The following is a 23,386-nucleotide window of genomic DNA, read 5'->3' as shown; positions in this document are numbered from 1 at the left end:
ATGAGGCACCGATGAAAATTATTTATATTCATGGAATAAACAAACAGCAGTTTACCTCTGCCTCATTACGTCAACATTGGCTACATATTTTTAAAAAAGGTCTTCGGGAAAACCATCAGCTGGCCTGCTTTTCTCATTTAAAACGCCATATCCGCATCGCTTTTTATGGCGACTTACTGTTAAAGCATCATCTGCACAATGTTCTCAATGCCAGCACTCTTATGCCTCAGGACTGGCCACACTTCCCCTTTCATCATCCCGTCAATATTCCGCCAGAGCATTCCCTCCCTGCGCATAAAGTTGAGACTTGTGAAATTCCAGAGTTAAATGTAGAAGATGCTCTGGGTTTTAACCAGAAATTAAAATTCATTACTACTTTAAGTAAAAATATAGCCTTACGTGATTTTGTTGTATTGCTAAATTATTTTCCCGGCTTACATGGCACCCTGATCAAGAAATTTCTGATCGAAATCTATCTTTATCTGGCCAATCCTGATTTTATGCAGCAAGTTCACCAGCGTATTGCCCAGCAACTTTATGGTCAGCAGCCCTGTATTGTAATTGCCCATTCGCTGGGCAGTGTCATTGCCTATAATTATCTGGTTCATCACCCAGAACTGAATGTCCAGCGCTTTATTACGCTCGGATCGCCGTTGGCTTTTAGGGTAATACAGACTCATCTGCCTCAGCCCGTGGTCCGGCCTGCTGCCATTTGTGGTGACTGGATCAACTTTTATTCACATGATGATTTTTTGACAACGTTTCCCCTGACAGAAGCCCCTTTTTTATTTGAACCTGCCATTATTAATCATGAAATACGCACCTCCCCCGAACATCCGCATGATATTGATGGTTATATCCAGCATCCAGACGTGGTAGCAGCCATCCTGCACATGCTTAAAAAATCGTCTTAAATTCTGTATTTTTCAAGCATTTCCCCCATATTGTTTTAAAATTATGCGCTCAGCAGAAAAAACAGGAAAAATTCTGGAAAAGCGTTTGACACCTCCTAATTTTCACCCTACTATACGCCCACCTCTGAAACGTCCCTATCGTCTAGAGGCCTAGGACATCGCCCTTTCACGGCGGCAACCGGGGTTCGAATCCCCGTAGGGACGCCAATTTTCAGAAGTATTATTTTATTAAGTCCCTATCGTCTAGAGGCCTAGGACATCGCCCTTTCACGGCGGCAACCGGGGTTCGAATCCCCGTAGGGACGCCATACTTTAAATCAAAAGGTATGGTAGATTAAAATATTACTTCTCATTTGTCCCTATCGTCTAGAGGCCTAGGACATCGCCCTTTCACGGCGGTAACCGGGGTTCGAATCCCCGTAGGGACGCCATATTCGAGATCATTCTTTTAAAAGAAGTGTTCTCACAAAAAAGCCCAAGCATGATGACTTGGGCTTTTTTTATTACCTAGACATTCAATTCCATTTTTTTATCTTTTGATCAATTTCATGGGATTGCAGTTTTCTTTTTGATAAACAATTCATTCAAAAATTTCATTCTTTTACATTTATCTTCATCTCGTTATCGATTCATTTTCATTTACAGCAATCACACTATAAATATGAACAAAAAATCAACACCGAGCATATCAGCATGCCGTTAAGGTAGAAAGCATACTATATCTGCAAGGATCAGATTATGTTCGTCAGTACCAAGTCAAGTTCGTCTGAATCATCTATTAAAAACCATAACCATCAATTTAAAAATTTTAAAGATTGGGTCAACTTCTTTCAGGATCAACAGATTTCAACGGCGGTCAAGACCGAACAGGCGGAGCACTATTTAAGCGATTTAATCCAGCAAGTTGATGTGGTGGGAATGGAATGGCTGGATCAGCCAGCTTATGTAGAACAGCATTTTCTGGAACAGCACCATCAAACTTGTGCGCTTTTCCAGTCATATCTAGAACGGCGCAAACAGCAGCAAGGACGGGAATATTTTCCTACTGTGGCTCATGCCTTTGAGTTTTTAGCCAAAGTGGCTCCGGTGAAACTGGTAGATGGTGCGTGGTTGTATTCGAGTGTACAAAACTGGAATCGTCCGGAAAATAAAGACCTGATTTATATCTATCTGGAAGAACTCGGCATGGGGCATACTCGCGCCAATCATGTCACCATGTATCAGGAGCTGCTCAACCATTATGAGTTAAACAGTTATGCCGAGCAGCTGGATGTCAGCTATTATGAACAGGCAGCAGTACAACTGGCGCTGGCCTATGCCCCTCCAGAATATCTGCCCTTAGTGATTGGATTTAATCTGGGCTATGAACAGTTGCCCTTACATCTCTTAATCACCAATTACGAGCTGGCTGAACTGGCTATCGACCCGCATTATTTCAATGTGCATATCACCATTGATAATGCGCACAATGGTCATGCCCATAAATCGTTACAAGCCTATTTAGATCACTATGCTCTCGCGGAAGATCCTGCACAGTATCTGGACCTGATCAAAAAAGGTTATGTACTGAATGATATTGGTAAAAGTTCTACCGAGATCATCACGCAACTAAATCCTGAGCAGCTGGCCTTGAAAGTATTCCAAAATAAGGCTCTGATCGGACAATATATCCATAACCAGAAGTGTCAGTTTAGCGGCAAAACTATCAATGAATGGCTCTCTGACCCGGCGCAGATTGCTGACTTCCTGAAAGTCATGGTTGAAAAAGGCTGGATTGTAAAAGATGCAGCAGTAGAACAGAGCCGTTTCTGGAAAATCATTGATGATCCGGACGGCAAAATGTTTGGCGTATTTAATGCCACTGAAAAGCAGATTATTAAAGACTGGATTCAGGGAGCGACATTGGCTGCCCGCCTGTCTACAGGTAGCAAATCTCAGCTAAATCATCAGACGGAATCAGTATTAAACCGTATCGATCAGCAACAGATTCATCAGCTGAAAAACCGTTTGAATCGCTGTGCCGCTGCCGAGCAGAAGATTGATTTATTGATTCCTTATGTGGCGCCACATATGCACCATCAGGAAGTCGGTTTATGGGCTACACGTCAGCTTTCCCAGCTACTCTTCCCCTTCCAGACTCAGGCCATGACCTACTCCTAAATAAGTCACTAAAAAACAGGGCATTTTAAATGCCCTGTTTTTTTGCTTCAATTTATAGATATCAAGCTGATTTACGTGAATTGATCTGACCTTTAATCACAGCTTTTACATTACCTTTTAAATAATTCAGAAAAACTTTTAGAGGTGATAGTTTTGGATTCGGCTGATTGCCTTTGGCAATTTCCTTAAACTGTGCGGCATACCAGATAATTTCCATAATGGCCATTTTATCAACCATTGGAATACCGGTTTTAATTTTCTCCACGGCATAACGCACATCCTCCCCGGCAACCAGACGATCACCCAGATCAGGCTCAACCGCAAATGGGCGGGCAATACCCACAAATTCACATGCACCACTTTCCAAGGCGGCATTCATACCCGCTGCAGTACGGAAGCCACCCGTCACCATCAGATGGCAATTTACTTCCTGACGAATCTTCTCGGCAAAGTCGAGGAAATAGGCCTCTCGTGCCACGGTTGAAGCTTTACGTTTTTCCGCTTTCACTCCCGCCATGGCCGGTGCTTCATAAGTCCCGCCAGATACCTCGATCATATCAATACCTGCGGCATCCATGGCTTTAAAGACATAGATCACATCTTCTTCAGTAATACCACCACGCTGGAAATCCGCGGAGTTCAGCTTGACCGAGATGATGAAGTTTTCTGAGGTTGCTGCACGCACCGCCTGATAAGTCTCAAGCAGAAAACGGCTGCGGTTTTCAATACTGCCACCCCACTGGTCCTGACGCTTATTCGTTAGCGGTGATAAAAACTGGCTGATCAGATAACCATGGGCACCATGTAATTGCACGCCTTCAAACCCGGCCTTTTCACAGATGGCTGCTGAAGTCGCAAAGCGCTGAATAATATCCAGAATCTCATCTTCACCTAGTTCACGCGGTGTCCCAAAACTCACTGCCAGCGCCGGGCTAAAAGGTACAGCCGAAGGTGCAACCGTTTCTTTATTTAATCCTTTAGGACACTGACGTCCCGGATGAGACAACTGAACCAGCTGCACCATACCATGACGTTTACCCACTTCAGCCCACGCCTGGAGCTGTGCCAGATCACGTTCGGTTTCCACCACGACCACGCCAGGTTCATTTTTGGCACGAAAATCCACCATGACGTTGCCGGTAATCGCGCAGCCCAAACCGCCTTTGGCCCAAGCTTCATAAAGTTTTAAATGGGCCTGATTCGGCTGACCTGCATCATTGGCCAGCGCTTCACTCATCGCGCCTTTAATAATGCGATTTTTAAACTGGGTATTACGAATCTGAATAGAATCAGCCAATTTTGTCATGTATGTTCCTAAGGTATTTATCTTATTTTGTATGTGTTATAACCCAAGTCAGAAAATTTGACAATTCAACTTGTCAAATTGACACAAATTTTATTTAAGATGACTGATCACGAATTTATTTGCTCTATGTTTACGACGATGCATCTTTTTTAGCTGGAATGAAGTGAAAAGTTTAAGTTTTAGGATCAAAAGCATCCCGTATGGCTTCTCCCGTATAAATGAGCAGGGACAGCACAATTGCCAGAGTCAGAAAGCCAGACCAGGCCAGCCACGGCGCATTTAAATTATTTTTTCCTTGTAGTAACAGTTCACCCAGAGAAGCTGTCTCAGGTGGCAAGCCATACCCCAAAAAATCCAAAGCAGTCAGGGCGCTAATATTGGCGGTCAGCATAAAAGGAAGCTGCGACAGGCTCGAACCGATGACATTGGGCAAGATATGCCGGAACATGATCCGGCCATGGCCTGCGCCCATACTTCTGGCAGCCCAGACATACTCCAGATTTCTCGCTCGCAAAAATTCAGCCCGCACCATCGACACCAGCGTGGTCCAGCCAAAGAACAGCATGATCAAAAACAGCCAGTAAATATTCGGACTGAACAGACTGACCAGAATCATCACCATAAACAGCATTGGCAGACTGCCCCAGACTTCGAGAATCCGTTGCCCAATCAGGTCTACCCAGCCGGCATAATAGCCCTGGATTGCGCCGACCAGAATACCGAGGGCTGCAGACAGCAAGGTCAATGCAAAACCAAATAGCAGGGAAATACGCAAGCCATACAGAATCCGGGCCAACACATCTCGCCCCTGATCATCTGTGCCTAACCAGTTCTGCCGACTGGGGGGTGCAGGAAGCGGCACATCCAGCGCCAGATTGGGTGTGTCATAGGAAAACCGGATAACCGGCCAAAGCGCCCAACCATTGGCATGGATCAGCTGCTGCACAGCCGGGTCCTGATATTCGGCCTCAGTTTCAAAAACGCCACCAAAGGTGGTTTCAGGATAGGCTTTCAGTACGGGCAGATAATAAGCATCCTGATATTTGACCAGCAGGGGTTTATCATTGGCAATCAGTTCCGCGCCCAACGACAGCAGCAGGATTATTAAAAATGCAATGAAACAGGCAAAACCGGTCCGGTTATTTTTAAAGCGTTGCAGGCTGGCACGCAGCATGGGTGACATTATTTCAATCCTCGCGATTCAAAATGAATCCGTGGATCAATCACCCGGTACAGCACATCACTGAGTAAACGCAGAAGCAGACCCAGCAAACTAAAAATAAAGAGCGTTCCGAAAATTACCGGATAATCCCGCTGCATAATCGCTTCAAATCCCAGCAGCCCCAAACCATCCAGATTGAAGATGATTTCGACAAACAGGTTACCGACAAATAGAATGCCGAGCAGTGCCTCAGGTAAACCGGCAACCAGGACCAGCACAGCATTCCGCAATACATGCCGATACAGCACTGCTCGTTCCTGTAGGCCTTTGGCTTGCGCTGCCAGTACATAATGTTTGCCCAGCTCCTCGACAAAGGAAAATTTCACCAGATAGGTCAGTCGGGAAAAACCGCCCAGTACAATAGCCAGCAATGGCAGCGCCATATGCCAAAAATAATCCCCGATTTTCCCCCAGAAAGATAATTCAGCAAAATTTTCCGAGCTTAGGCCTTGCAAAGGAAACCATTGCAGATAAGAGCCACCTGCAAACAATACAATCAGCAAAATCGCAAAAATAAAGGCTGGAATGGCATAGCCGACCGCCAACAGCAAAGAGGTGGTCTGGTCAAACAGGCTGCCATGCTTTTTAGCTTTCTGGATGCCCAGAGGAATCGAGACCAGATAGATCAGCACCGTACTCCACAGGCCTAAAGACAATGAGACAGGAAGCTTTTCCCAGATGAGGTCTGTTACAGCCTGCCCTTTAAAAAAACTGTGTCCCAAATCAAACTGGGCATAGCTTTTCAGCAGTTCCCAGAAACGCAGATAGAGCGGCTGGTCAAATCCATATTGAATTTTAATCTGCTCGAGCATTTCAGGCGTCAGACCTTGCTGCCCCTGATATCTCAAGCCATTCGCCCCCAGAGGGTTAACGTGCTGCGCCTGATAAATCGCCTGTTCTACAGGACCACCCGGTGCAAGCTGAATTACCACAAAATTGATCAGTAAAATGACAAATAATGTTGGAATCATGAGTAGCAGACGTTTGAGTATATAAGTACTCATGGTACTCCTCGGGACTAGAAACTTAGCGATATTTTAAATAGGGGGCTATTTGTTTGGCCTTGCCAGCATCAACCCACCAGTAATCAATGCCGGCAGAAAGCTTCGGCTTGATCTTGGGTTGTTGATACATATTCCAGTAAGCGTACCAGTATTCACGGCTACCATATGTCGGAATGTGATAATAACCCGCCCGCAGCAAACGATCCAAGGCCCGGGTACGGTCTATCAGCTGCTCGCGGCTTTGCGCCTGAATGATCTGATCAATCACCCGGTCAATCCCCGGATTGCGAATCCCGGCATAATTATAGTTGCCGGGCTGGCCTGCAGCCTCGCTACCCCACAACTGCTTTTGTTCCTGTCCCGGCGTCAGCGATTGCGGCATGGTATCCACAATCATATCGAACTGATAATTTCTTAGCTGCTCATAATACTGTGCAGTTTCCACCATCCGGATTCGAGCCTGAATCCCCAAACGTTTTAAATGCCTGAGATAAGGCATCAGATAACGCTGCTGCTCGGCCTGATGTAATAAAAGCTCGATTTTTACAGTTTTACCCTGGGCATTTAGCAACTGTCCCTGCTGATAATAATAACCGGCTTTTAACAGAATTTTGCGAGCCTGAAGCAGGTTTTTGCGGTTAAATCCGGAGGCATCCGAGGGTGGATACTGCCAGTTTTGCAATACTGCTTGACGCTGTACCGGATGCAATTTAGACAGTTCAGGCTGTAAAATCTTCAGCTCCTGAGCACTGGGTTTTCCACCAGATGCGAGTTCACTATTGCTAAAAAAACTATTTAAACGCTGATACTCTCCATGAAACATGGCTTTGTTCAGCCATTCAAAATCATAGGCCAGACTCAACGCCTGACGGAAGTAAATATCAGCAAAAGGCTGACGCCGAGTATTCAACACCAGGCTTTGTGTGGGAATCGGATTATGGTGATGTAGGCGATAGGTCTTGACCCGGCCTTGCCGTACCGCAGGAAAGCGGTAATCTTTCACCCAGCGGCTGACCTGAGTTTCCTCATGGAGGGTGAACTGGCCTGATTTAAAAGCTTCAAATTTAATTTCCGGACTGCGGTAATATCGATATTGAATCCGGTCAAAATTATAACGCCCACGATTGACCGGCAAATCCCGGCCCCAATAATGCGGATTGCGCTTATAGGAAATACATCGTCCAGCTTCAATCCGTTCAATCACATAAGGCCCTGAACCCAGAATCGGTTTCAGGCTGATCTCCTTAAAATTACGCTGCTGCCATTCCTTCTGCGCATAAATCGGCATTTGTGACACGCCTATGGCCATTTCCGGATTGTGGCGCGACTTAAAACTGATTTTGACTTTTAAGGGAGATAGCACTTCAACGCGTTGAATATCCGCCAGATACATCTGCAAGCCGAAATTAGATTGGGTCTGATACAGCTCAAAGCTGTATTTAACATCCTTTGCCGTCACGGGCTGACCATTACTGAATCTGGCCTTCGGATTTAAATGAAAAATAATATAGGCGGTCTGCTCTGGATCGAAACTGACTTTCTCCGCCAGCAAAGGATAATATACGCCAGGATCATCCAGCGACTTCGACAGTAAACTGTCAAAAATATAGTTAATCCCTTCAGTGACATTCCCCTTACCATTCATGCTGTTCAGATTATCAAAACTGCCATCCGCTGCCCGGATCAGCACCCCACCTTTGGGCGCTTGAGGGTTGGCATAAGGCATAGATTCAGCGTGAGCATATTGAGGACTGCCATGCAGGGCAATATACGGGGTGGTGATGACTGCTGCCCCACTGCTACTGATGAGCCAAGGGGCAGTCACTACCATCCAGATATGACTGGGATTAAACAATCTCACGAGACAAAAATCAGTTTGGAACCTTAATTACCTCGCCAATCCGCAATTGCGTATTCGGTTTGATTTCATTCATTTCTGCCAGTACATCTGTTGCCAGACCATGACGCGCAGCCAGACCAATCAAGGTATCGCCACGCTGGATCTTATATTCAGTCACCAGTTTTGGAATCTGAATGGTCTGACCGACACGCAGCCCTGCACGCGGACCGAGATTGTTCAGGCCTGCCAGATCACTTACGCTTATACCCAAACGCTTGGCAATTGCATTCAGAGACTCGCCGGATTTCACGGTATAAGATTCCGTTGCCCTCGACGCTGAAGATTTATTTGTCACCTTTGCTTCTTCGACTTTTTTATCGGCCGGAAACTGACCTTCAATTTTTAAACGCTGGCCGATACGCAGGTTGCTATTGCTCTTCAGACCATTTAAATCTGCCAGATACTTCTGCTGCAAATGATACTGGCGCGCAATCGAAGTGAGGGTTTCACCCGATTTCACCACATGCGTATCAGACTTGATATTTTTCGTACTGCTCTCAACCTGCGTTTCCTGCACAGGTTCAGCTTCGCCGCTCAGTTTTAAGCGCTGACCGACACGCAGATTGGCTGTACGGGAAATATTATTCAAGTCCGCAATCTGGTCCATCGACAGGTTGTATTTCGCCGTGATACCGGTCAAGGTGTCCCCTGCTTGCACCGTATAAGTTTCCGGCACTCGACTAGCGGCTGGAATTTTAATGGTCTGACCAATACGCAAGCCGCTATTGGCAGACAGACTGTTCAAGGCCGCCAGTTCCGATACACTGAGCTTGCTTTGGCTGGCAATGCTATACAGGGTTTCACCGCGCTTGACCTGATAGTTTTCTGTCGGTGTCTGCTCTACTTTGACATTTTCAAACTTCTGCTCGACTTTCTTGCCCGATGTAGTCAACTCTGCCACTTCATTTAATGGCACATTGATCTTTTGTCCAACCAATAAACTGCTGCCTGCGGTTAACCCCGGGGTCAATGCTGCCAGTTCACCATTCGACAAGGCATAACGATCCGCGATCAGTTTCAAATATTCACCACGTTTTACCGTATAAGACTTGGTCTGAATTTTGACTGTTTCTGCTTTTTTGTTGTCTTCAGCTTTGGCTTTTGTGGCAGTTTGTTTTAAAGTCAGCTTCTGGCCGACAAACAAACCACTACTTGGTGCCAGATCATTAAAATCGGCCAATTGCTGTAGGCTTAAACCGAACTGGCTGGCGACACTGGTTAAGGAGTCATTCGCCTGAACCACATAGCTGTCCGGTTTTTCTTTGGCCTTCGCCGCTGCTTGTACCGGCTTGGCATCATAGAGATAAATCGTGGTTCCTACATATAGCGTTGCACTCGGGTCAATCTGGTTCCACTTGGCAACATCGCGCCAGCTCACCCCATTTTTGGCTGCAATCAGCGCCAAAGTATCACCCGCAACAACGGTATAAGTACTGCGTTTGCCTTTCGGTGGCACCACGACCACTTCCGAGTCAGTCTTGACATAGTTCTTGCCCTGATTCAGCTGGGCTTCAACTGAACTGGCTTGGGTATTTTCCGCCACCTGTTTAGGATAGGAAAAACCTTTGGTCAGCTCCTTGCCCTGCTGCTCTGCCACAGACAGACTGGTCTGAATGGCAGTGAGCTTAATTTTGCCATCATAAGGATCAACAATTTCTGTGCCCGCAGGTGCCAAGGCTTTTAGCTCCTCAACCACTTCATCACGCTCAGCGGTTGTCGCCACAGGCTGTAAAACCTCTTCTACCGTTTGTGCCGCACTCTCTGCAGCCAGCATACTTTGAATTTTCTCACGTTCTGCCGCAGAAATTGGTGGCTCCACCTGAACTGGCTTAACCGGAGTGTCAGGTCTTACCGCCACCGGAATACGTGGTGCACTCGGAATCGGCAAGTCACTTTGTGCCGCGAAGTCCGCCAAGGCGGTCGATCCTTTTGGTGTGGATACTTTTTTAGTATTAAGTGCCAGCGAATTGCCAGATTTCATGGCGACTTGAGCTGCTGTAGAGCTTGCCGTTTTACTCACCACTCCAGCAGTCGATACTGTACCGGACTTGCTGGTGGTTGCAGCAGAAGGTGTGCGGGTTGTAAGCACCGTGGTGGTCGAAGTTTTAGCAGCAGAGCTTGGAGCACTCGCCAATAAACCGCCAGAGCCGGAGAGTTTTTTCAGTTTCTCATCAATCGATGGACTTAGGTCAGCCGGGATCAGAATACGGCGCGGGCTTTGTGGATCAATCCGTTCCCCCCGATGTCCCGGGTTTAACTGATAAAGTTCTGCACGGCTTAAACCGGTAATCGCTGCAATCTCATTCAGACTGGATGCACCCACATTCACTTCACGGAAGTGAGGACGGTTGGCAATGGGCGGTAAACTCACGCCATACTGATTAGGATTTTTTACAATCTGTGCCACTGCCAGAAAGCGCGGCACATAGTTCATCGTTTCCTGCGGCAGTTTTAAAGACCAATAGTCAGTCGGCAAACCGGCTGCCTTGTTACGGTTAATCGCCTGTTGAATACGTCCTGGACCCGCATTATAAGATGCCAGTGCCAGCTCCCAGGAACCAAACTGGTTATACAGGCTCCCCAAAAACTCATAAGCTGCACGGGTGGATTCTACAACGTCACGACGGCCATCATACATCGGGGTCTGTTTTAAACCATAAATACGGCCGGTACTTGGAATAAACTGCCACAAGCCTGCTGCTGCCGCACTACTGGTCGCTGCCGGATCATAAGAACTTTCAATAATCGGTAATAACGCCAGTTCAGTCGGCATACCACGACGCTCTGCCTCTTTCACCGTATGATATAAATAACGCGAAGCACGGGCACTCAAGCGGTCCAGATAAGGCTGACGGGAAATAAACCAGCCACGCTGGGCATCAATACGCGGGTTCCAGACAGTTAAATCCATCTTGAAGCCCACAGTCATGCGCTTCCAGATATCACCGTGTTTTAGAACCTGCAAACGATCTCCTTCCACTGCCCGCATATCGGTAGCAGAAAGCAGATCTTCAAGTCCATCCAGACCGTTGGCATCCAGATATTGCGAACTGACTTTTTTACTGGAACCTGTTTGGGTCGCACTTTGTGTAGATGAACAGCCGGTCAGTCCCAAGGAAGCAAGCGCCGTTCCAAGTACAGAAAGTTTTAACAAGATGGGGAAATCAGGCTGCCACAAAGTTGCGGTTGGTTTATACATAAAGAAATCCAAACAATCCGTATAATTTATTTTTTAAGATATGCCATTGTAGTTAAGCATGTCGGAGACACAAGGCAATAATTTACCCTGATTTCACGTTAAATGTTACAAGAAATTAAAAAAACCGCTACGGGTAGCTTAATCCGCTGCATTTGCGTTATACAATATCGGTTCATCATGTTCTTTTCTGATCGGATTTATATATGTCACACACAATTACCCTCTATGTTGATGGCGCTTGCCGTGGCAATCCTGGTTTAGGTGGCTGGGGGGCGTATATTGTTAGCGGACAGCAGGAACATAAAATTTGTGGTGGCGAAGACCATACCACCAATAACCGTATGGAACTGACTGCCGCTATTAAAGGAATTGAGTTCTGCCCCAAAGATGCAAAACTGGTGATCTATACCGACTCCAATTATGTCAAACAAGGCATTACCGAATGGATTCACGGCTGGAAAAAGAAAAACTGGAAAGATGTCAAGAACCCGGACCTCTGGCAAGAACTGGATGCAAGCTGCCAGGGACGTGAAGTTGAATGGCACTGGATCAAAGGCCATGCCGGTCATGCGGGCAATGAAATGGCCGACCAGCTGGCTAATCAGGGCGCTGATGAAACCCTGAAAAAATCCAAACTGTCCGCTTCATCTGCTTCCACTACGGAAGATAAAAAAAAATCTGAACCCGACTGGCTGCTAGACGATCCTTTTGGTCTAGACCTGATAACTGATGATGAAGAAGAAGAACTGGAAGAGCCGATTGAGGTTGAAGAAACTGAAACAGATATGGCAGCCCCAGAACCAAACTCTCATTCTCAGGCCATGAATGAAGCCCAGCCGGTTCAGATGCATCCACATATTGTCATTACACCTGCAACAGCAGAATTGCATGGCCCACGCCAATTAATTCTGGATACGGAAACTACTGGTTTTTACTATCAGGATGGTGACCGGATTATTGAGATTGGTGCAATCGAGATGATTAACCGCAAACTCACTGGCAGCTCGATTCATATTTATACCAACCCTCAAAAACCGGTCGGCGATTCGGTCAATGTCCACGGCATTACTGATGAATTCCTGCAAGACAAACCATTATTTGAAGAAATTTCTCAGGTCCTGTTTGACTACTTGCAAGGAGCCGAGATTATTGCGCATAACGCGACCTTTGATATGAACTTCCTAGATATGGAGTTCAAGCGTGCAGGGCATGTTGCGTTGTCCGAAGTATGTGAAGTTACCGATACTCTGGCTATGGCCAAATCCAAGCATCCTGGACAGAAAAACTCCCTTGATGCACTGGTACGCCGTTATGAAATTCCACAACGCGACCGTACCTTCCACGGCGCCTTGCTGGATGCGGAAATTCTGTCCGATGTCTATCTGGCAATGACCGGTGGACAGGTTTCTTTTGATATGGATGCCCTCTCTCAGACAGAAGAACAAGGGAACCGTTCTGGCAGCGCCCGGATCGAGATGGAGCTGCCGGTGATTCTTCCATCAGATGAAGAGCTTGCAGAACATGAGAAGTGGGTCAAACAATTTCAGGAAAAGCATGGAACTCCTTGCCTTTTTGCCAAATAAAATCTAGATTTCGAGCAGTAATTTCGCTTTAAAAATACAGTTCTTCAGTTATAGTAATTACAAACAGTCCCGTCTAATAAAACGGGACGCATATATAGATAATACTTCAGGAAAGGTGCAGATCCATGTCTTACCAAACCTCTATACATTTTGATCCAACAGCATTACTGATAATAAAAAATGAGGTTGATAACTCGATCAAGTTAGTCGAATCAGCAGTAAGCACCTTGGTAGAAGATCAGGCCTTACCTTTTGGTATTGATGATGCATTAAATCAGTTTGAACAGTGTGCGCAGGTTCTGGCTCTGATTGATATGCAAAGTCTGGCAAAAATTGCTCAATATTCAGCAGAACTTATGCGCAAGATTATAGAAAATCCGGCCCAGGTAAATACTCAGGACGTGATCGCGTTGAGTGAAGGCACCACCATGCTGAAACGCTATATCGAATTTATCTGTCTGCGTGAAGTGAAGATTCCACAGTTCCTGCTGGATACCCTGAACCGTCTGGAAATTGCGCTGGGCAAACCGCTAACTACCGAAGGTCAGCATATTGAACCTCTACTGGATCTGATTACCCCGGACTTCCAGTTACCGCAAGCGCCAGGTCTGGAAAAATCCAACTATGTACAACGCCTGTACAAGCTGTCTCTAAACAAGCTGCTAAAACAGGAAGAAAGCGAGATGGATTTGCAGGCAATCAAACTGGTCGGTACCTATCTGGCAGGTCTGTCCATCAATCATCCGAGTAAGCAATACTGGCATCTGGTCCATGTGGCTTTTAACAATATTGAGCACTTGCTGATTAATGAACCGCGTTTGCGCACCCTGATCAGCATCGAACGCAATATGGCGCAGTACTTTAATACACCGCAAAGCTTTAAGGCCTCCATGCGCGATCTGGCCAATGTAATTAGCCTTTGCATCAGTCAGGAAGATCCTATCTCACAACATATCCGTAACCAGCTCAATATTGGCGATGAGCTGCTCACTGATACGCAATTGCAGGTATTCAGCCGTCATCTCTATGGGCCTGACTTTGAAACCATGCAGACGATCAGTGAACTGGTGACCACAGAAATGGCACAGATTCGTAATGAGATTGAATACAACTATCAGAACATGAGTCCTGAAAAAACGCAGGAACTTCAGCTTCAGTTGAATAATCTGGCCAATATTTTCAAGGTACTGAACCTGAATGAAGCCTACAATGACCTGACCCAGCAAGCCGCGTCATTGAGTCAGGCGGATATTCTCAAAGATGAAAACTTTGCCCAGCAACTGATGAATGTCATTCTGTCAGCCATGAACTCGATTGGAGTGCTGGAACGTCATCATACTTCGAGCCGTCTACAGCTGCGGGTGAATAATATGAATGTTTCACTCGACCGTCTGGATGAAGCTCATACCGCCCTATTGAATGAAACCCAGGCAATCATCGAACTGTCTAGCCAGACTCTGAGCAATTATCTGCAAGAGCAGGATCTGGCCGCACTCGAAGCTGTACCAGCACAGTTGATTGAAATTGGCGGGGCGATGATGTTCCTGAATGCTGAACAGGTTCGTACAGCCTTTGTGACCACAGCGGCCTTTATCAAGAGGCGCTTTGAACTGTCAACGGCTCTCAGTCCAGAGGAAGTGCACCATGCACTGGATGCACTGGCAAGCGCGGATATGATGATTAATAACTTAAAGAATAAACAGCCTGTATTACAGTCCATGTTTAAGATAGCATTAGACAGTAGTGAAAAACTGAAAAGCGTTGCCTAATGTCTAAATTATCACTGGCTTATATTTTCCAGCAGCAACAGTTACTGGTCGATCAACACTTTCAACTTCCGCGAGTTGAAGCACTCGCAGGTGATTTGCTACTGAACACGGATGATCAGGTAATTGCCCGTGACCTGCTTCCGCAAGAGCCGATCCCTGACGGCCTGCAACTGGTGCCCATCCGTCAGCTGTTACAATTCTGGAATGCCCAGCAATTTGAACAGGCCAGCCGCGCCGTGCAATTATTGGAATGGCGCCGTAACCACAAATTCTGCAGTCACTGCGGCACAGCGACTGAAGCTCATGCCACAGAACATGCCATGGTCTGTCCTGCTTGTCATTATCGTCAATACCCCCGGGTTCAGCCTTGTGTCATTACGGTTATTACCCGAGGTGAGAATGAAATACTGCTGGCCAAAAATGCACGCAATAAAAACAGTCAAATGTATGGCCTGATTGCTGGCTTTGTAGAGGTCGGAGAAACCCTTGAAGAAGCAGTCCGTCGTGAAACTTTTGAAGAAGTAGGCTTGGAACTGACAAACATCCAGTATCTGGCCAGCCAGCCCTGGCCTTTCCCCAGCAACCTGATGATTGCCTTTAAAGCAGAATATGCAGGAGGTGAGTTACAGTTGCAGGAAGAGGAAATCAGTGATGCGCAATTCTTCAAATTTGACCAGCTGCCCGAGATTCCATTTAAAGGCAGTATTGCCCACGCCATGATCATACATGTGACCCAAGGTCTCCCGGTGGCTGATGACACCCGGGCTTGGCTCTAAAAGATTTAATCAAAAAGCCCGGTTTAAACCGGGCTTTTTATTGCTAAGCGTTTGAATTACACAGATAGCTCTTTATCTAAAAGCATCCTCAAGCGCCCACATTACACGCGGCTTGGTTTCAAAGAAGCGGCTAAACAAACTGGATAATGAACCAATCAGGGTAATATGTCCAAGCTTTGGAATTGTCACCAATTCACAATGATTACCATGATCTTTCAGGACCTGACTCAAGTCCTGACTATTGAAATGGCCAACAATAGTGTCTCTTTCCGCCATAAACAGATAATGCCTGGTCGAGCTGTTTTCTACAAAATAATAAGGCATCACCTGCTGATAGGGAATCGACTGATCAAAGGCATCGGCACAGATCGGGTCATTTTTATAATCGAAATGGTAAGGCCCGGCTAGTCCAATGATAGCTCGGATATTCTCGCGCTGAATCATTGCCTTTTGTGGATGATATAAAGCCGACATTACATTAAATGCCCCGGCAGAATGCCCCATCAAGACCAGATTTTCTGTAGAAATGTTTAACTGCGTTTCTGCCTGCTGTAAATGATTAAGCAACAAATGCAGGTCATTAATATACATCGGGAAAATATGTTCAGGCGCCAGATGATAATTCATAACGACGACATCATAGCCTTCTTTGGCGAAAGCTTCCCCAATGAAGCGATAATCCTTTTTGTCCCCATGCAGCCATGCACCGCCATGTACAAATACAATCAGCGGCCGATGGGATAAAGGCTGATGACTGCGGAACAAGTCAAAGCGCTGCCGAGCTTTCAGTCCGTAAGCCAGCTGGTGTTCAAAACTATAACCCTGTCGGGGGGTTAAACGATTCAACGCATAACTGCCAACGTCATATACTCGCAAATCTTTATAGCGTTGCTGGACTTCCAGTAACTGATTTGACAGTTGCGTTCTTAAATGCTCAACCTTATGGAGCATCGGTTGGCTCAATCGCATCAGGGTCAATGGCAACTGGTGTCTGTTCCAGGCCAGGTTGCGCATAGGAAGCCGGTGCCGCAAAATCCTGCCCGTTTAGCGTTGAATTCTGTTCGATATTATCAATCAAAGTGACAATTTTTGTGACATTACCTACCTGTTGTAGCACCTGATTCAGGTCATTAATTTCCGCATTGTTTAAGCGCCCCATCACATACAATATGCCATCTTCGGTATGGATATGCAGCTTACTGTCTGACACCACCGGTGCTTTCATAATCAGGCCGCGGGTATTGGCGGTCACTGCCGTATCCTGCATGATGGTGTTATAGCTGATCTGGTTTCCTACTGTAATAAAGTTATGGACGGCTTTCACATCGCTCATCGACTTGACATTATCTTCTGCCAGCTGCTTAAGATGCGCATCAGGCACCTGCCCCGTCAACAGCACGTTGCCATGGAAACTTTCAATATTGACCCGCGCCTGTTTAAAACGCGAATCCAGTTTATAAAGATTAATTTTTGCAGTACGCACAATAGAAGAATCAATAAACACCTGTCCCAACGTTCGTACACCACTTTCAGTACCTACAGGAGCCGTACCTGTACCACTGGAAATAAAGCTGGCACAACCCGATAAACTTGCGACACACAGCATTGTTATTGCAATACGCTTAACCACTCAGCAAGACTCCTTCAATTTTTTACAGTCTTTATCTTAATTTAATCGTCTGTTTTTAAGTTCAGATAAATTCCACTATAGGGGACTTTAGCCTGTTCCTGCAGGAAATATAAGCATATCTGGACTTATTTTGTTCAAAGATTAATAAACTCTTGATCAAAAGTAAAAGCATTTTCAATCCATTGCAAATCATACGGGTATAGTGAAAAGTCATGCTGTATGGTTTTTGCAAAATACTGATTAAAATCAAAACAAATTACATCGAAACGATAATCATGATGAATAAATTGTGGAGATTGCTGAATAAAACATAGGGCTGTCTGTAAGATTTTTCTTTGCTTTGTGTAAGAAATAGATTCAATCGCTGGGGCATAACGGGTTCTGGCCCGGGCCTTTACCTCTACAAAAACCAGCTCTAGCCCACGCTGCATGACCAGATCCAGTTCACCATAACGACTATGATAGTTCTGGGCCAATAACTGAAAACCTTGCTCCCCCATCAGGTGGGCCGCCTGCTGTTCGGCCCATAGTCCCAACTGTTTTTGTCTGCTCATCCTTTTACAATACCTTCAGGCCATGGGCAGTTTGCTGAAAACAGGAGGGTGTACGCTGTACACCCTGCTCGGATAGCTGAATCAGGCCGGTACGACCATAAAACTCAATCTGTTTCAGTTTTTTATTGGCAAGATAATATTGGGCAATTTGCCAGGCATCGCCCCCAAAGGCAATCAGCCGCTGATAGGTCATATCTACCGGGTTCTGATGATAGGCCTGATGAACGTCGGGCCAGTGACCAAAATAAAGTACGGGCACATCACAAAACTTGATGCCCCGTGGCGGTGAATGCTGTTCATTAATTGCATGGGCGACCGTATAGATACGTTTATGTCCCAAGCCCCGCAAAGTAGCCAGCCAGTCTGCATTACCAAGTAATAATATGCCTTGTTTATGTTTCAAGAAAAAGGGCGGTTTCTCAACCAGGTGTAATTGTAAATTGCTCTGGCTCAGCAGTGACATCAGTACAAGTTCATGTTCCGTTTCATGTCCTGGCTGGCGCAGCACCAGAAGCTGCTGGATGCCGTCTTGAAAGATTTGCTGTTTTAAGGCAGCTGCATCATCTCTTTTCGACAGACTGAATTGCCAGACCTTGGCGGTCTTTGACGTCGCTTCATTTAAGCTTAAGGTGCGTATTCCGGGCCTGCTTTGAATCAATTGCTCAACATCCTGACGGGCCAGTGGGCCAATCACCAGCTGGGTCTTTTTATTGACATGCTGTTTCAATAGTTGAGGGATTTTCTTCTGGTCAGAATTAACCCATCTTAGCGGGACTTTCTGCCCGGAAACCTGATAGGCACTTAGAAAACCCTGTTTGATACTGGATGCAGCTCGCGCCAAAGGGCCAGATTCAGGTAGAATGATCAGCACTTCCGCCTGTACACTGCTACAGCAGAGCAGCAGGCTTAAGCACAATATTTTATTTTTAATCTTCCATTTTTTATTATTCATTTTATTCCACATGGAGAAACCTATGAGTGCTCAGTTATTTGTTGTTGCGACTCCAATCGGGCACTTAGATGATATTAGTTATCGTGCAATTCAAGTTTTAAAATCGGTGAGTCTTATTGCCGCTGAGGATACACGAACTTCTGCACAATTACTTAAACATTTTAATATTCAAACACCGCTGACGGCCTGCCATGAACACAACGAAAGCAACAAGATTGAACAGCTGATTGCACGGCTGCTCATGGGTGAAGATATGGCACTGATCAGTGATGCCGGTACTCCCCTGATCAGTGACCCGGGCTTCAAGTTTGTCCGTGCAGCACAAGAACACAATATTCGGGTGGTTCCGGTACCGGGTGCCTGTGCAGCAATTGCCGCCCTAAGTGCTGCAGGTCTGCCTAGTGACCGTTTTAGCTTTGAAGGCTTTTTGCCTTCAAAACAAAGCCAGCGTCTGTTAACTCTGGAAAAACTCAAAGATGAAAGCCAGACCCTGATTTTTTACGAAGCGCCGCATCGGATTCTAGAATGTGTCAAAGATTTGGCTCAGGTTTTTGGTGCAGAGCGCCCTGTCGGCTTTGCCCGTGAAATTACAAAGACTTTTGAAACCATCAAAAAAATGACCTTGGCTGAACTGGTGGAATTTATTGCTCAGGATCATAATCAGCAAAAAGGTGAAATTGTGCTGGTGGTCGGTGGTGCAACGGTAGAAAAAGATCTGGATCAGGAAAAACTGGACAAACTTTTACTGCGCTTGTTACAGGATCTCTCGGTCAAAGCCGCCTCCCAACTGGCTGCTGATCTCACTGGCATCAAGAAAAAAATCGCCTATCAGCGCGCATTAGAACTGACTGCTGCAAATGGCTAATGCATTCTTCAAAAAAAACACCACAAGCAAGGTGGTGTTTTTTCTGGGCTTAAACCTGGCAGCTATTATTCTCTGGCAACGGATTCATCCGCTGGAACTTCAGTAATACGACCACCTTTGGCCAGGAAAGCCGCTATTTCATCTTCCAGAGCCTGACGCTGCTTTTGTTTGGCAGTAATCGTCAGAGTTTCCGCTTCGACTACATCACTATCATTTACAGCTTCATCGCTGCTGACTGCACCTTTTTCAGCTGCCTGTGCTTCTTCATCGTCGACAACAGGATCTTCTACATCATCATAATCATTTATATCTGTCATTTTAGTCTCCCCACAAATGACTGCTGGTTTTGGGCATTTCAAGCTCGGTTTGAAATTACCTGAAATTTAGCAATCTCTGTGGGTTTCGCCTAGTACTTCCTATTAAAAAATCGTATTTTTTTTAAACAAAATAGTTACTCTTTATGAGTGTTTGTTTAAAAAATTTACATTCATGATCTAGGCGGAGTAACGGGTAGCTTTCAGCAGACTCAAACCATTGGCCTGAGCCATAAACGCATCTTTTAACAGGGGTTGCTGCTCCACCTGTTTCAGAGCAAAATTATGTGCCCACACCACCGGAAAGAGCTGGGCGGTTTCCATCCAGCCAATTAAAGACATGCTATGCATCATGGCATCATTTTGTCCCTTACGGCGATGTTCATAACGCTTCAAGGTCTGCTCATGCGCCCAAACGCCACGTGCTCTATCATGCAACAACACATCACATAGCACCGCTGCATCCAGACAGCCAATATTTACCCCTTGTCCCGCCAGCGGATGAATCACATGTGCGGCATCTCCAATTAGCGCCAATCCATCCTGTACATACTGCTGTGCAGCACGCGCCTTGAGCGGAAATTTGGCACGCGGTGTCGCTTCCAGCACTTCACCCAGCATATGATAACTTTCACGCGTCAGAAGCTGCCTAAACTCGGCATCTGATAGTGCGGCATATTCATCGGCATAATCGTCCGGCAATGTCCAGACAATCGATTGCCAGTGCCCCTGTTCCTCAGCTTTCAGGCTGGCCATCGGCAAATAGGCCAGAGGACCGGTTTCAAGGAAAATCTGGCGGGCCACATGCTGATGCGGCTGAGCCGTTTTAATCGCACAGCTAATCCCCGCCTGTTTATAATCCAGTACATCCAGATCGATAAAGGCCTGTTCCCGCACAAAGGAATTCGCGCCATCTGCACCGATCACCAATTTGGTTTTTAGCTGAGTCCCATCCGCCAGATGAATCAACCAAACGCCAACACCACGTTCGATCCGGCTAACTTTGACCTGCGTGCGATAGTCCTGCACATCCTGCAGTATCTTTTGCTGAATGGCCAGATTCAGAATGCTTGGTTCCACCATCGAACCTAAAGCCTGCTCTACCGATGGTGTTTTTTCTGAAGGCTGGCCAAAATTAATTTCGCCATAGCCATTTTTATTCCAGACCTGCATGCCAGTATAAGGTTGCTGCCGTGCCAGATTTTCCCAGACACCCACCGTTTTTAATAGGTGAATGGTTGCCTGACTTAGAGCAAGGACACGCGGATTAGCCACACTCAAAGTTTTTGCTTCATTCAGGATAGGTGCAGCATCAAGCACAGTGGCCTGTACATCGCCTTGAGCCAGCAGCAAGGCAGTCAGGCCACCTACCAATCCACCACCAATAATGACAACGTCTAATATTTCGTTAGTTTGATTTAAGCTCATGCTTTTAACCCCATGGCATAATTTGCAACGAGTGGCTTGATGCCTGGAATAGTATCAAAAGCAATGAGTCCGGTATTACGGACCAGCTTTAAAAATGGATTCTGGTTACTAAAGCCACGCACCACAGAGTCACAGAACTTAATCACACGCTGCTGATCATTCAGACGGGATTTTTCATAATCCTGCAATACCGCTGCATCGCCCAAGTCTGCCCCTTGTGCCTGCTGTTCTTTGAGATAGCGCAGCAGTACATAGGCATCGCGCATACACAGGTTAAAACCCTGCCCGGCAACCGGATGGATGGTATGTGCCGCATTTCCCATTAACACCACACGGCCAATGGCCTGCTTTTCTGCCAGAACTTGAGATAAGGGAAAGCTAAAACGTTTACCGGTTTTCTGGAATTTACCTGCCCGATCACCATAGGTTTGCTGCAAGGCATTCAGGAAGTGCTGATCATTTTCCTCACCCAGCCATTCTCCTTCTGTACCCTTTTTTACAGGCCAGACCACAGAGCGGCGATATTCTCCCGGTAGCGGCAACAAGGCCAATGGCCCTAAATGGCTAAAACGCTCAAAACCTACCTGATGATGCGGTTTAGAAGTTTGTACAGTCGTTACAATTGCAACCTGATCATAATCATGTTCGGATGCACCGACCCCGAGAGCTTTACGGCAGAAAGAATCCCGTCCGTCTGCTGCGATGAGCAGTTTGGATTGCAAGCTCAGTACAGATTCACCGCGCTGCGCTTCAATATAAGCAAAGTCGGCATCTTGGGTCAGTGATGTAACCTGAACACCATCAATCAGTTCAATCAGTGGATTTTTTTTAACTTCAGCAAGGAGTACCCGGCCGAGCCAGGCATTTTCAATCACCTGACCAAAGCTTTCTACTTTTTCCTGTTCTGCAACCAACCGTGCCTTACCAAAGCTGCCCTGTTCGGTAATATTGACTTCAAGAATTGGAGTGGCATGTTCCTGTAAAGCCTCCCAAAGTCCCAACTCCTGATAAATCTGCACACTACGGCGCGACAAGGCACTGTTACGGGCATCAAAACCGGAGTGATAGGGAGCAAGACTTACATCATCATAATCCGGATATTTGATCGCTTCCAAGAGTTTGACTGCAATATTGGTTTTCGCCAACATCAGTGCGAGGCTTAAGCCGACCATACCACCACCGACAATGATGACTTCTTGTTGCATGCTCTAATCCTTTCAATATCGTATCTACATAACAGATACTTATAATCATGATAGATTTTATATTAGCTCAAAAATTTCCTTTTTTATAATAAATTAGGTTTTGCCTACCCAGTACTTCTTGAAGGTGCTGGCTTCCTTGATGAAGGGACAGCATGCAGGGGGGGGTTCTGAGAGTGAATTCATGGCAAGCTTTAAAATTTGGAAACTTTAAAATGGTGCTTTAAAAACCTGTTTTGCGTCTGTCCTTTGGTTGATCGAGTTTTGCTTATGCACAACATATAGCACCTAGTTTTGATGACGAACTAGATCCCGCCACCCTGCAAATCAAGAGCGACATTCTCAACCCATTAAAACAAAAACAAATTCTAGCAATTATCTATTCCAGCCTGAATAAAGTCAGGAGAAAGCATGGTAATTCTTATTCCTCTTCAAAAAGCTTTATTCAATTTTGTAGTCTCCGGCGTACATCAGTTGCGGTCCTTTACTGCTATCCAGCATACAGAAGATCTTCTATGATGAACTCATCAGGAATAGGAAGTTCCCTATAAGAATAATAAGAGATAAGCACAAGGACAGTCTGGTACGACAGGAGTTATACCGAACAA

General features: G+C 46.0%; 18 protein-coding genes and 3 tRNA genes. 9 read left to right on the top strand and 12 right to left on the bottom strand.

The genetic code is table 11. The features are described 5' to 3' along the window. The first annotated feature begins 11 nt into the window (after positions 1-11). The 5 genes from E2K74_RS01700 (at position 12) to E2K74_RS01680 (ending at position 3,074) form a co-directional block, all read left to right on the top strand. Entirely contained in the window at positions 12-914 is a 903-nt protein-coding gene (locus E2K74_RS01700) for an alpha/beta fold hydrolase (RefSeq protein ID WP_151206006.1), read from the top strand. 131 nt (positions 915-1,045) lie between these two features. Further along, a tRNA-Glu gene (locus tag E2K74_RS01695) sits at positions 1,046-1,121 on the top strand. 25 nt (positions 1,122-1,146) lie between these two features. After that, positions 1,147-1,222 (top strand) — tRNA-Glu (locus E2K74_RS01690). 47 nt (positions 1,223-1,269) lie between these two features. After that, a tRNA-Glu gene (locus E2K74_RS01685) sits at positions 1,270-1,345 on the top strand. 307 nt (positions 1,346-1,652) lie between these two features. Beyond that, a complete protein-coding gene (locus tag E2K74_RS01680) occupies positions 1,653-3,074 on the top strand; it encodes an iron-containing redox enzyme family protein (RefSeq protein ID WP_151206005.1) in 1,422 nt (473 codons plus the stop codon). Between the two features lie 61 nt (positions 3,075-3,135). Here E2K74_RS01680 and E2K74_RS01675 read toward each other — a convergent pair whose 3' ends face one another. The 5 genes from E2K74_RS01675 to E2K74_RS01655 all read right to left on the bottom strand — a co-directional run bounded on the left by E2K74_RS01675 (position 3,136) and on the right by E2K74_RS01655 (position 11,705). Further along, complete coding sequence (locus E2K74_RS01675; protein WP_151206004.1) at positions 3,136-4,380, bottom strand: NADH:flavin oxidoreductase/NADH oxidase family protein; 1,245 nt, start codon at positions 4,378-4,380, stop codon at positions 3,136-3,138. A 172-nt stretch (positions 4,381-4,552) separates the two neighbouring features. Then, positions 4,553-5,563, bottom strand: coding sequence for an ABC transporter permease (locus tag E2K74_RS01670; RefSeq protein ID WP_151206003.1), 1,011 nt, complete (start codon positions 5,561-5,563; stop codon positions 4,553-4,555). Further along, positions 5,563-6,606: an ABC transporter permease subunit gene (locus E2K74_RS01665; RefSeq protein WP_151206002.1), complete on the bottom strand. Its 1,044-nt coding sequence runs from the start codon at positions 6,604-6,606 to the stop codon at positions 5,563-5,565. The genes E2K74_RS01670 and E2K74_RS01665 overlap by 1 nt, the downstream gene beginning before the upstream one ends. A 22-nt stretch (positions 6,607-6,628) precedes the next feature. Beyond that, entirely contained in the window at positions 6,629-8,437 is a 1,809-nt protein-coding gene (locus E2K74_RS01660) for an extracellular solute-binding protein (RefSeq protein WP_162850559.1), read from the bottom strand. A gap of 40 nt (positions 8,438-8,477) precedes the next feature. Next, positions 8,478-11,705 (bottom strand): lytic transglycosylase, encoded by a 3,228-nt coding sequence (locus E2K74_RS01655; protein WP_151206001.1) that lies wholly within the window; start codon positions 11,703-11,705, stop codon positions 8,478-8,480. A gap of 203 nt (positions 11,706-11,908) precedes the next feature. Between E2K74_RS01655 and dnaQ the strand changes: the two genes are divergently transcribed. The 3 genes from dnaQ to nudC all read left to right on the top strand — a co-directional run bounded on the left by dnaQ (position 11,909) and on the right by nudC (position 15,833). Then, complete coding sequence (dnaQ, locus tag E2K74_RS01650) at positions 11,909-13,288, top strand: DNA polymerase III subunit epsilon (protein ID WP_151206000.1); 1,380 nt, start codon at positions 11,909-11,911, stop codon at positions 13,286-13,288. A gap of 125 nt (positions 13,289-13,413) precedes the next feature. Further along, a complete protein-coding gene (locus E2K74_RS01645) occupies positions 13,414-15,057 on the top strand; it encodes a chemotaxis protein (RefSeq protein ID WP_151205999.1) in 1,644 nt (547 codons plus the stop codon). Further along, positions 15,057-15,833, top strand: a complete 777-nt coding sequence (nudC, locus tag E2K74_RS01640; RefSeq protein ID WP_151205998.1) for an NAD(+) diphosphatase — start codon at positions 15,057-15,059, stop codon at positions 15,831-15,833. The genes E2K74_RS01645 and nudC overlap by 1 nt, the downstream gene beginning before the upstream one ends. A gap of 72 nt (positions 15,834-15,905) precedes the next feature. Here nudC and E2K74_RS01635 read toward each other — a convergent pair whose 3' ends face one another. The 4 genes from E2K74_RS01635 to E2K74_RS01620 all read right to left on the bottom strand — a co-directional run bounded on the left by E2K74_RS01635 (position 15,906) and on the right by E2K74_RS01620 (position 18,981). Next, positions 15,906-16,784, bottom strand: a complete 879-nt coding sequence (locus E2K74_RS01635; protein WP_151205997.1) for an alpha/beta hydrolase — start codon at positions 16,782-16,784, stop codon at positions 15,906-15,908. Further along, positions 16,774-17,463: a BON domain-containing protein gene (locus E2K74_RS01630; protein ID WP_151205996.1), complete on the bottom strand. Its 690-nt coding sequence runs from the start codon at positions 17,461-17,463 to the stop codon at positions 16,774-16,776. The genes E2K74_RS01635 and E2K74_RS01630 overlap by 11 nt, the downstream gene beginning before the upstream one ends. A gap of 134 nt (positions 17,464-17,597) precedes the next feature. Next, positions 17,598-18,017 (bottom strand): YraN family protein, encoded by a 420-nt coding sequence (locus E2K74_RS01625; RefSeq protein WP_151205995.1) that lies wholly within the window; start codon positions 18,015-18,017, stop codon positions 17,598-17,600. A gap of 4 nt (positions 18,018-18,021) precedes the next feature. Continuing rightward, positions 18,022-18,981, bottom strand: coding sequence for a penicillin-binding protein activator (locus tag E2K74_RS01620; protein ID WP_151205994.1), 960 nt, complete (start codon positions 18,979-18,981; stop codon positions 18,022-18,024). Positions 18,982-18,991: 10 nt separating this feature from the next. On the opposite strand from E2K74_RS01620, the gene rsmI reads away from it, so the two are divergent. Further along, positions 18,992-19,834, top strand: a complete 843-nt coding sequence (gene rsmI / locus E2K74_RS01615; protein WP_151205993.1) for a 16S rRNA (cytidine(1402)-2'-O)-methyltransferase — start codon at positions 18,992-18,994, stop codon at positions 19,832-19,834. A gap of 65 nt (positions 19,835-19,899) precedes the next feature. Here the strand turns inward: rsmI and E2K74_RS01610 are convergent, their stop codons facing one another. The 3 genes from E2K74_RS01610 to ubiH all read right to left on the bottom strand — a co-directional run bounded on the left by E2K74_RS01610 (position 19,900) and on the right by ubiH (position 22,781). Continuing rightward, a complete protein-coding gene (locus E2K74_RS01610; protein ID WP_151203315.1) occupies positions 19,900-20,151 on the bottom strand; it encodes a hypothetical protein in 252 nt (83 codons plus the stop codon). Positions 20,152-20,328: 177 nt separating this feature from the next. Continuing rightward, a complete protein-coding gene (locus E2K74_RS01605) occupies positions 20,329-21,576 on the bottom strand; it encodes an FAD-dependent monooxygenase (protein WP_151205992.1) in 1,248 nt (415 codons plus the stop codon). Next, positions 21,573-22,781 carry a 2-octaprenyl-6-methoxyphenyl hydroxylase gene (gene ubiH / locus E2K74_RS01600; RefSeq protein WP_151205991.1) on the bottom strand — a complete coding sequence of 403 codons (1,209 nt, stop codon included), beginning with the start codon at positions 22,779-22,781 and terminating at the stop codon, positions 21,573-21,575. The genes E2K74_RS01605 and ubiH overlap by 4 nt, the downstream gene beginning before the upstream one ends. Positions 22,782-23,386 lie beyond the last annotated feature (605 nt).

This window comes from Acinetobacter sp. RF15B, assembly GCF_007558235.1.
GTDB classification, from domain to species: Bacteria; Pseudomonadota; Gammaproteobacteria; order Pseudomonadales; family Moraxellaceae; genus Acinetobacter; species Acinetobacter lwoffii_C.
Note: the sequence above shows the minus strand (reverse complement) of the source record. Positions and strands in the feature narration are given on the sequence as shown.

Bases quoted from the DNA above. Each gene is read 5' to 3' on its own strand.
- E2K74_RS01620 (WP_151205994.1), bottom strand. From the start codon at position 18,981: ATGTGGAATAAAATGAATAATAAAAAATGGAAGATTAAAAATAAAATA.
- E2K74_RS01665 (WP_151206002.1), bottom strand. From the start codon at position 6,606: ATGAGTACTTATATACTCAAACGTCTGCTACTCATGATTCCAACATTA.
- E2K74_RS01670 (WP_151206003.1), bottom strand. From the start codon at position 5,563: ATGTCACCCATGCTGCGTGCCAGCCTGCAACGCTTTAAAAATAACCGG.
- E2K74_RS01625 (WP_151205995.1), bottom strand. From the start codon at position 18,017: ATGAGCAGACAAAAACAGTTGGGACTATGGGCCGAACAGCAGGCGGCC.
- ubiH (WP_151205991.1), bottom strand. From the start codon at position 22,781: ATGCAACAAGAAGTCATCATTGTCGGTGGTGGTATGGTCGGCTTAAGC.
- E2K74_RS01610 (WP_151203315.1), bottom strand. From the start codon at position 20,151: ATGACAGATATAAATGATTATGATGATGTAGAAGATCCTGTTGTCGAC.
- nudC (WP_151205998.1), top strand. From the start codon at position 15,057: ATGTCTAAATTATCACTGGCTTATATTTTCCAGCAGCAACAGTTACTG.
- E2K74_RS01605 (WP_151205992.1), bottom strand. From the start codon at position 21,576: ATGAGCTTAAATCAAACTAACGAAATATTAGACGTTGTCATTATTGGT.
- rsmI (WP_151205993.1), top strand. From the start codon at position 18,992: ATGAGTGCTCAGTTATTTGTTGTTGCGACTCCAATCGGGCACTTAGAT.
- E2K74_RS01700 (WP_151206006.1), top strand. From the start codon at position 12: ATGAAAATTATTTATATTCATGGAATAAACAAACAGCAGTTTACCTCT.
- dnaQ (WP_151206000.1), top strand. From the start codon at position 11,909: ATGTCACACACAATTACCCTCTATGTTGATGGCGCTTGCCGTGGCAAT.
- E2K74_RS01635 (WP_151205997.1), bottom strand. From the start codon at position 16,784: ATGCTCCATAAGGTTGAGCATTTAAGAACGCAACTGTCAAATCAGTTA.
- E2K74_RS01655 (WP_151206001.1), bottom strand. From the start codon at position 11,705: ATGTATAAACCAACCGCAACTTTGTGGCAGCCTGATTTCCCCATCTTG.
- E2K74_RS01675 (WP_151206004.1), bottom strand. From the start codon at position 4,380: ATGACAAAATTGGCTGATTCTATTCAGATTCGTAATACCCAGTTTAAA.
- E2K74_RS01680 (WP_151206005.1), top strand. From the start codon at position 1,653: ATGTTCGTCAGTACCAAGTCAAGTTCGTCTGAATCATCTATTAAAAAC.
- E2K74_RS01645 (WP_151205999.1), top strand. From the start codon at position 13,414: ATGTCTTACCAAACCTCTATACATTTTGATCCAACAGCATTACTGATA.
- E2K74_RS01660 (WP_162850559.1), bottom strand. From the start codon at position 8,437: ATGGTAGTGACTGCCCCTTGGCTCATCAGTAGCAGTGGGGCAGCAGTC.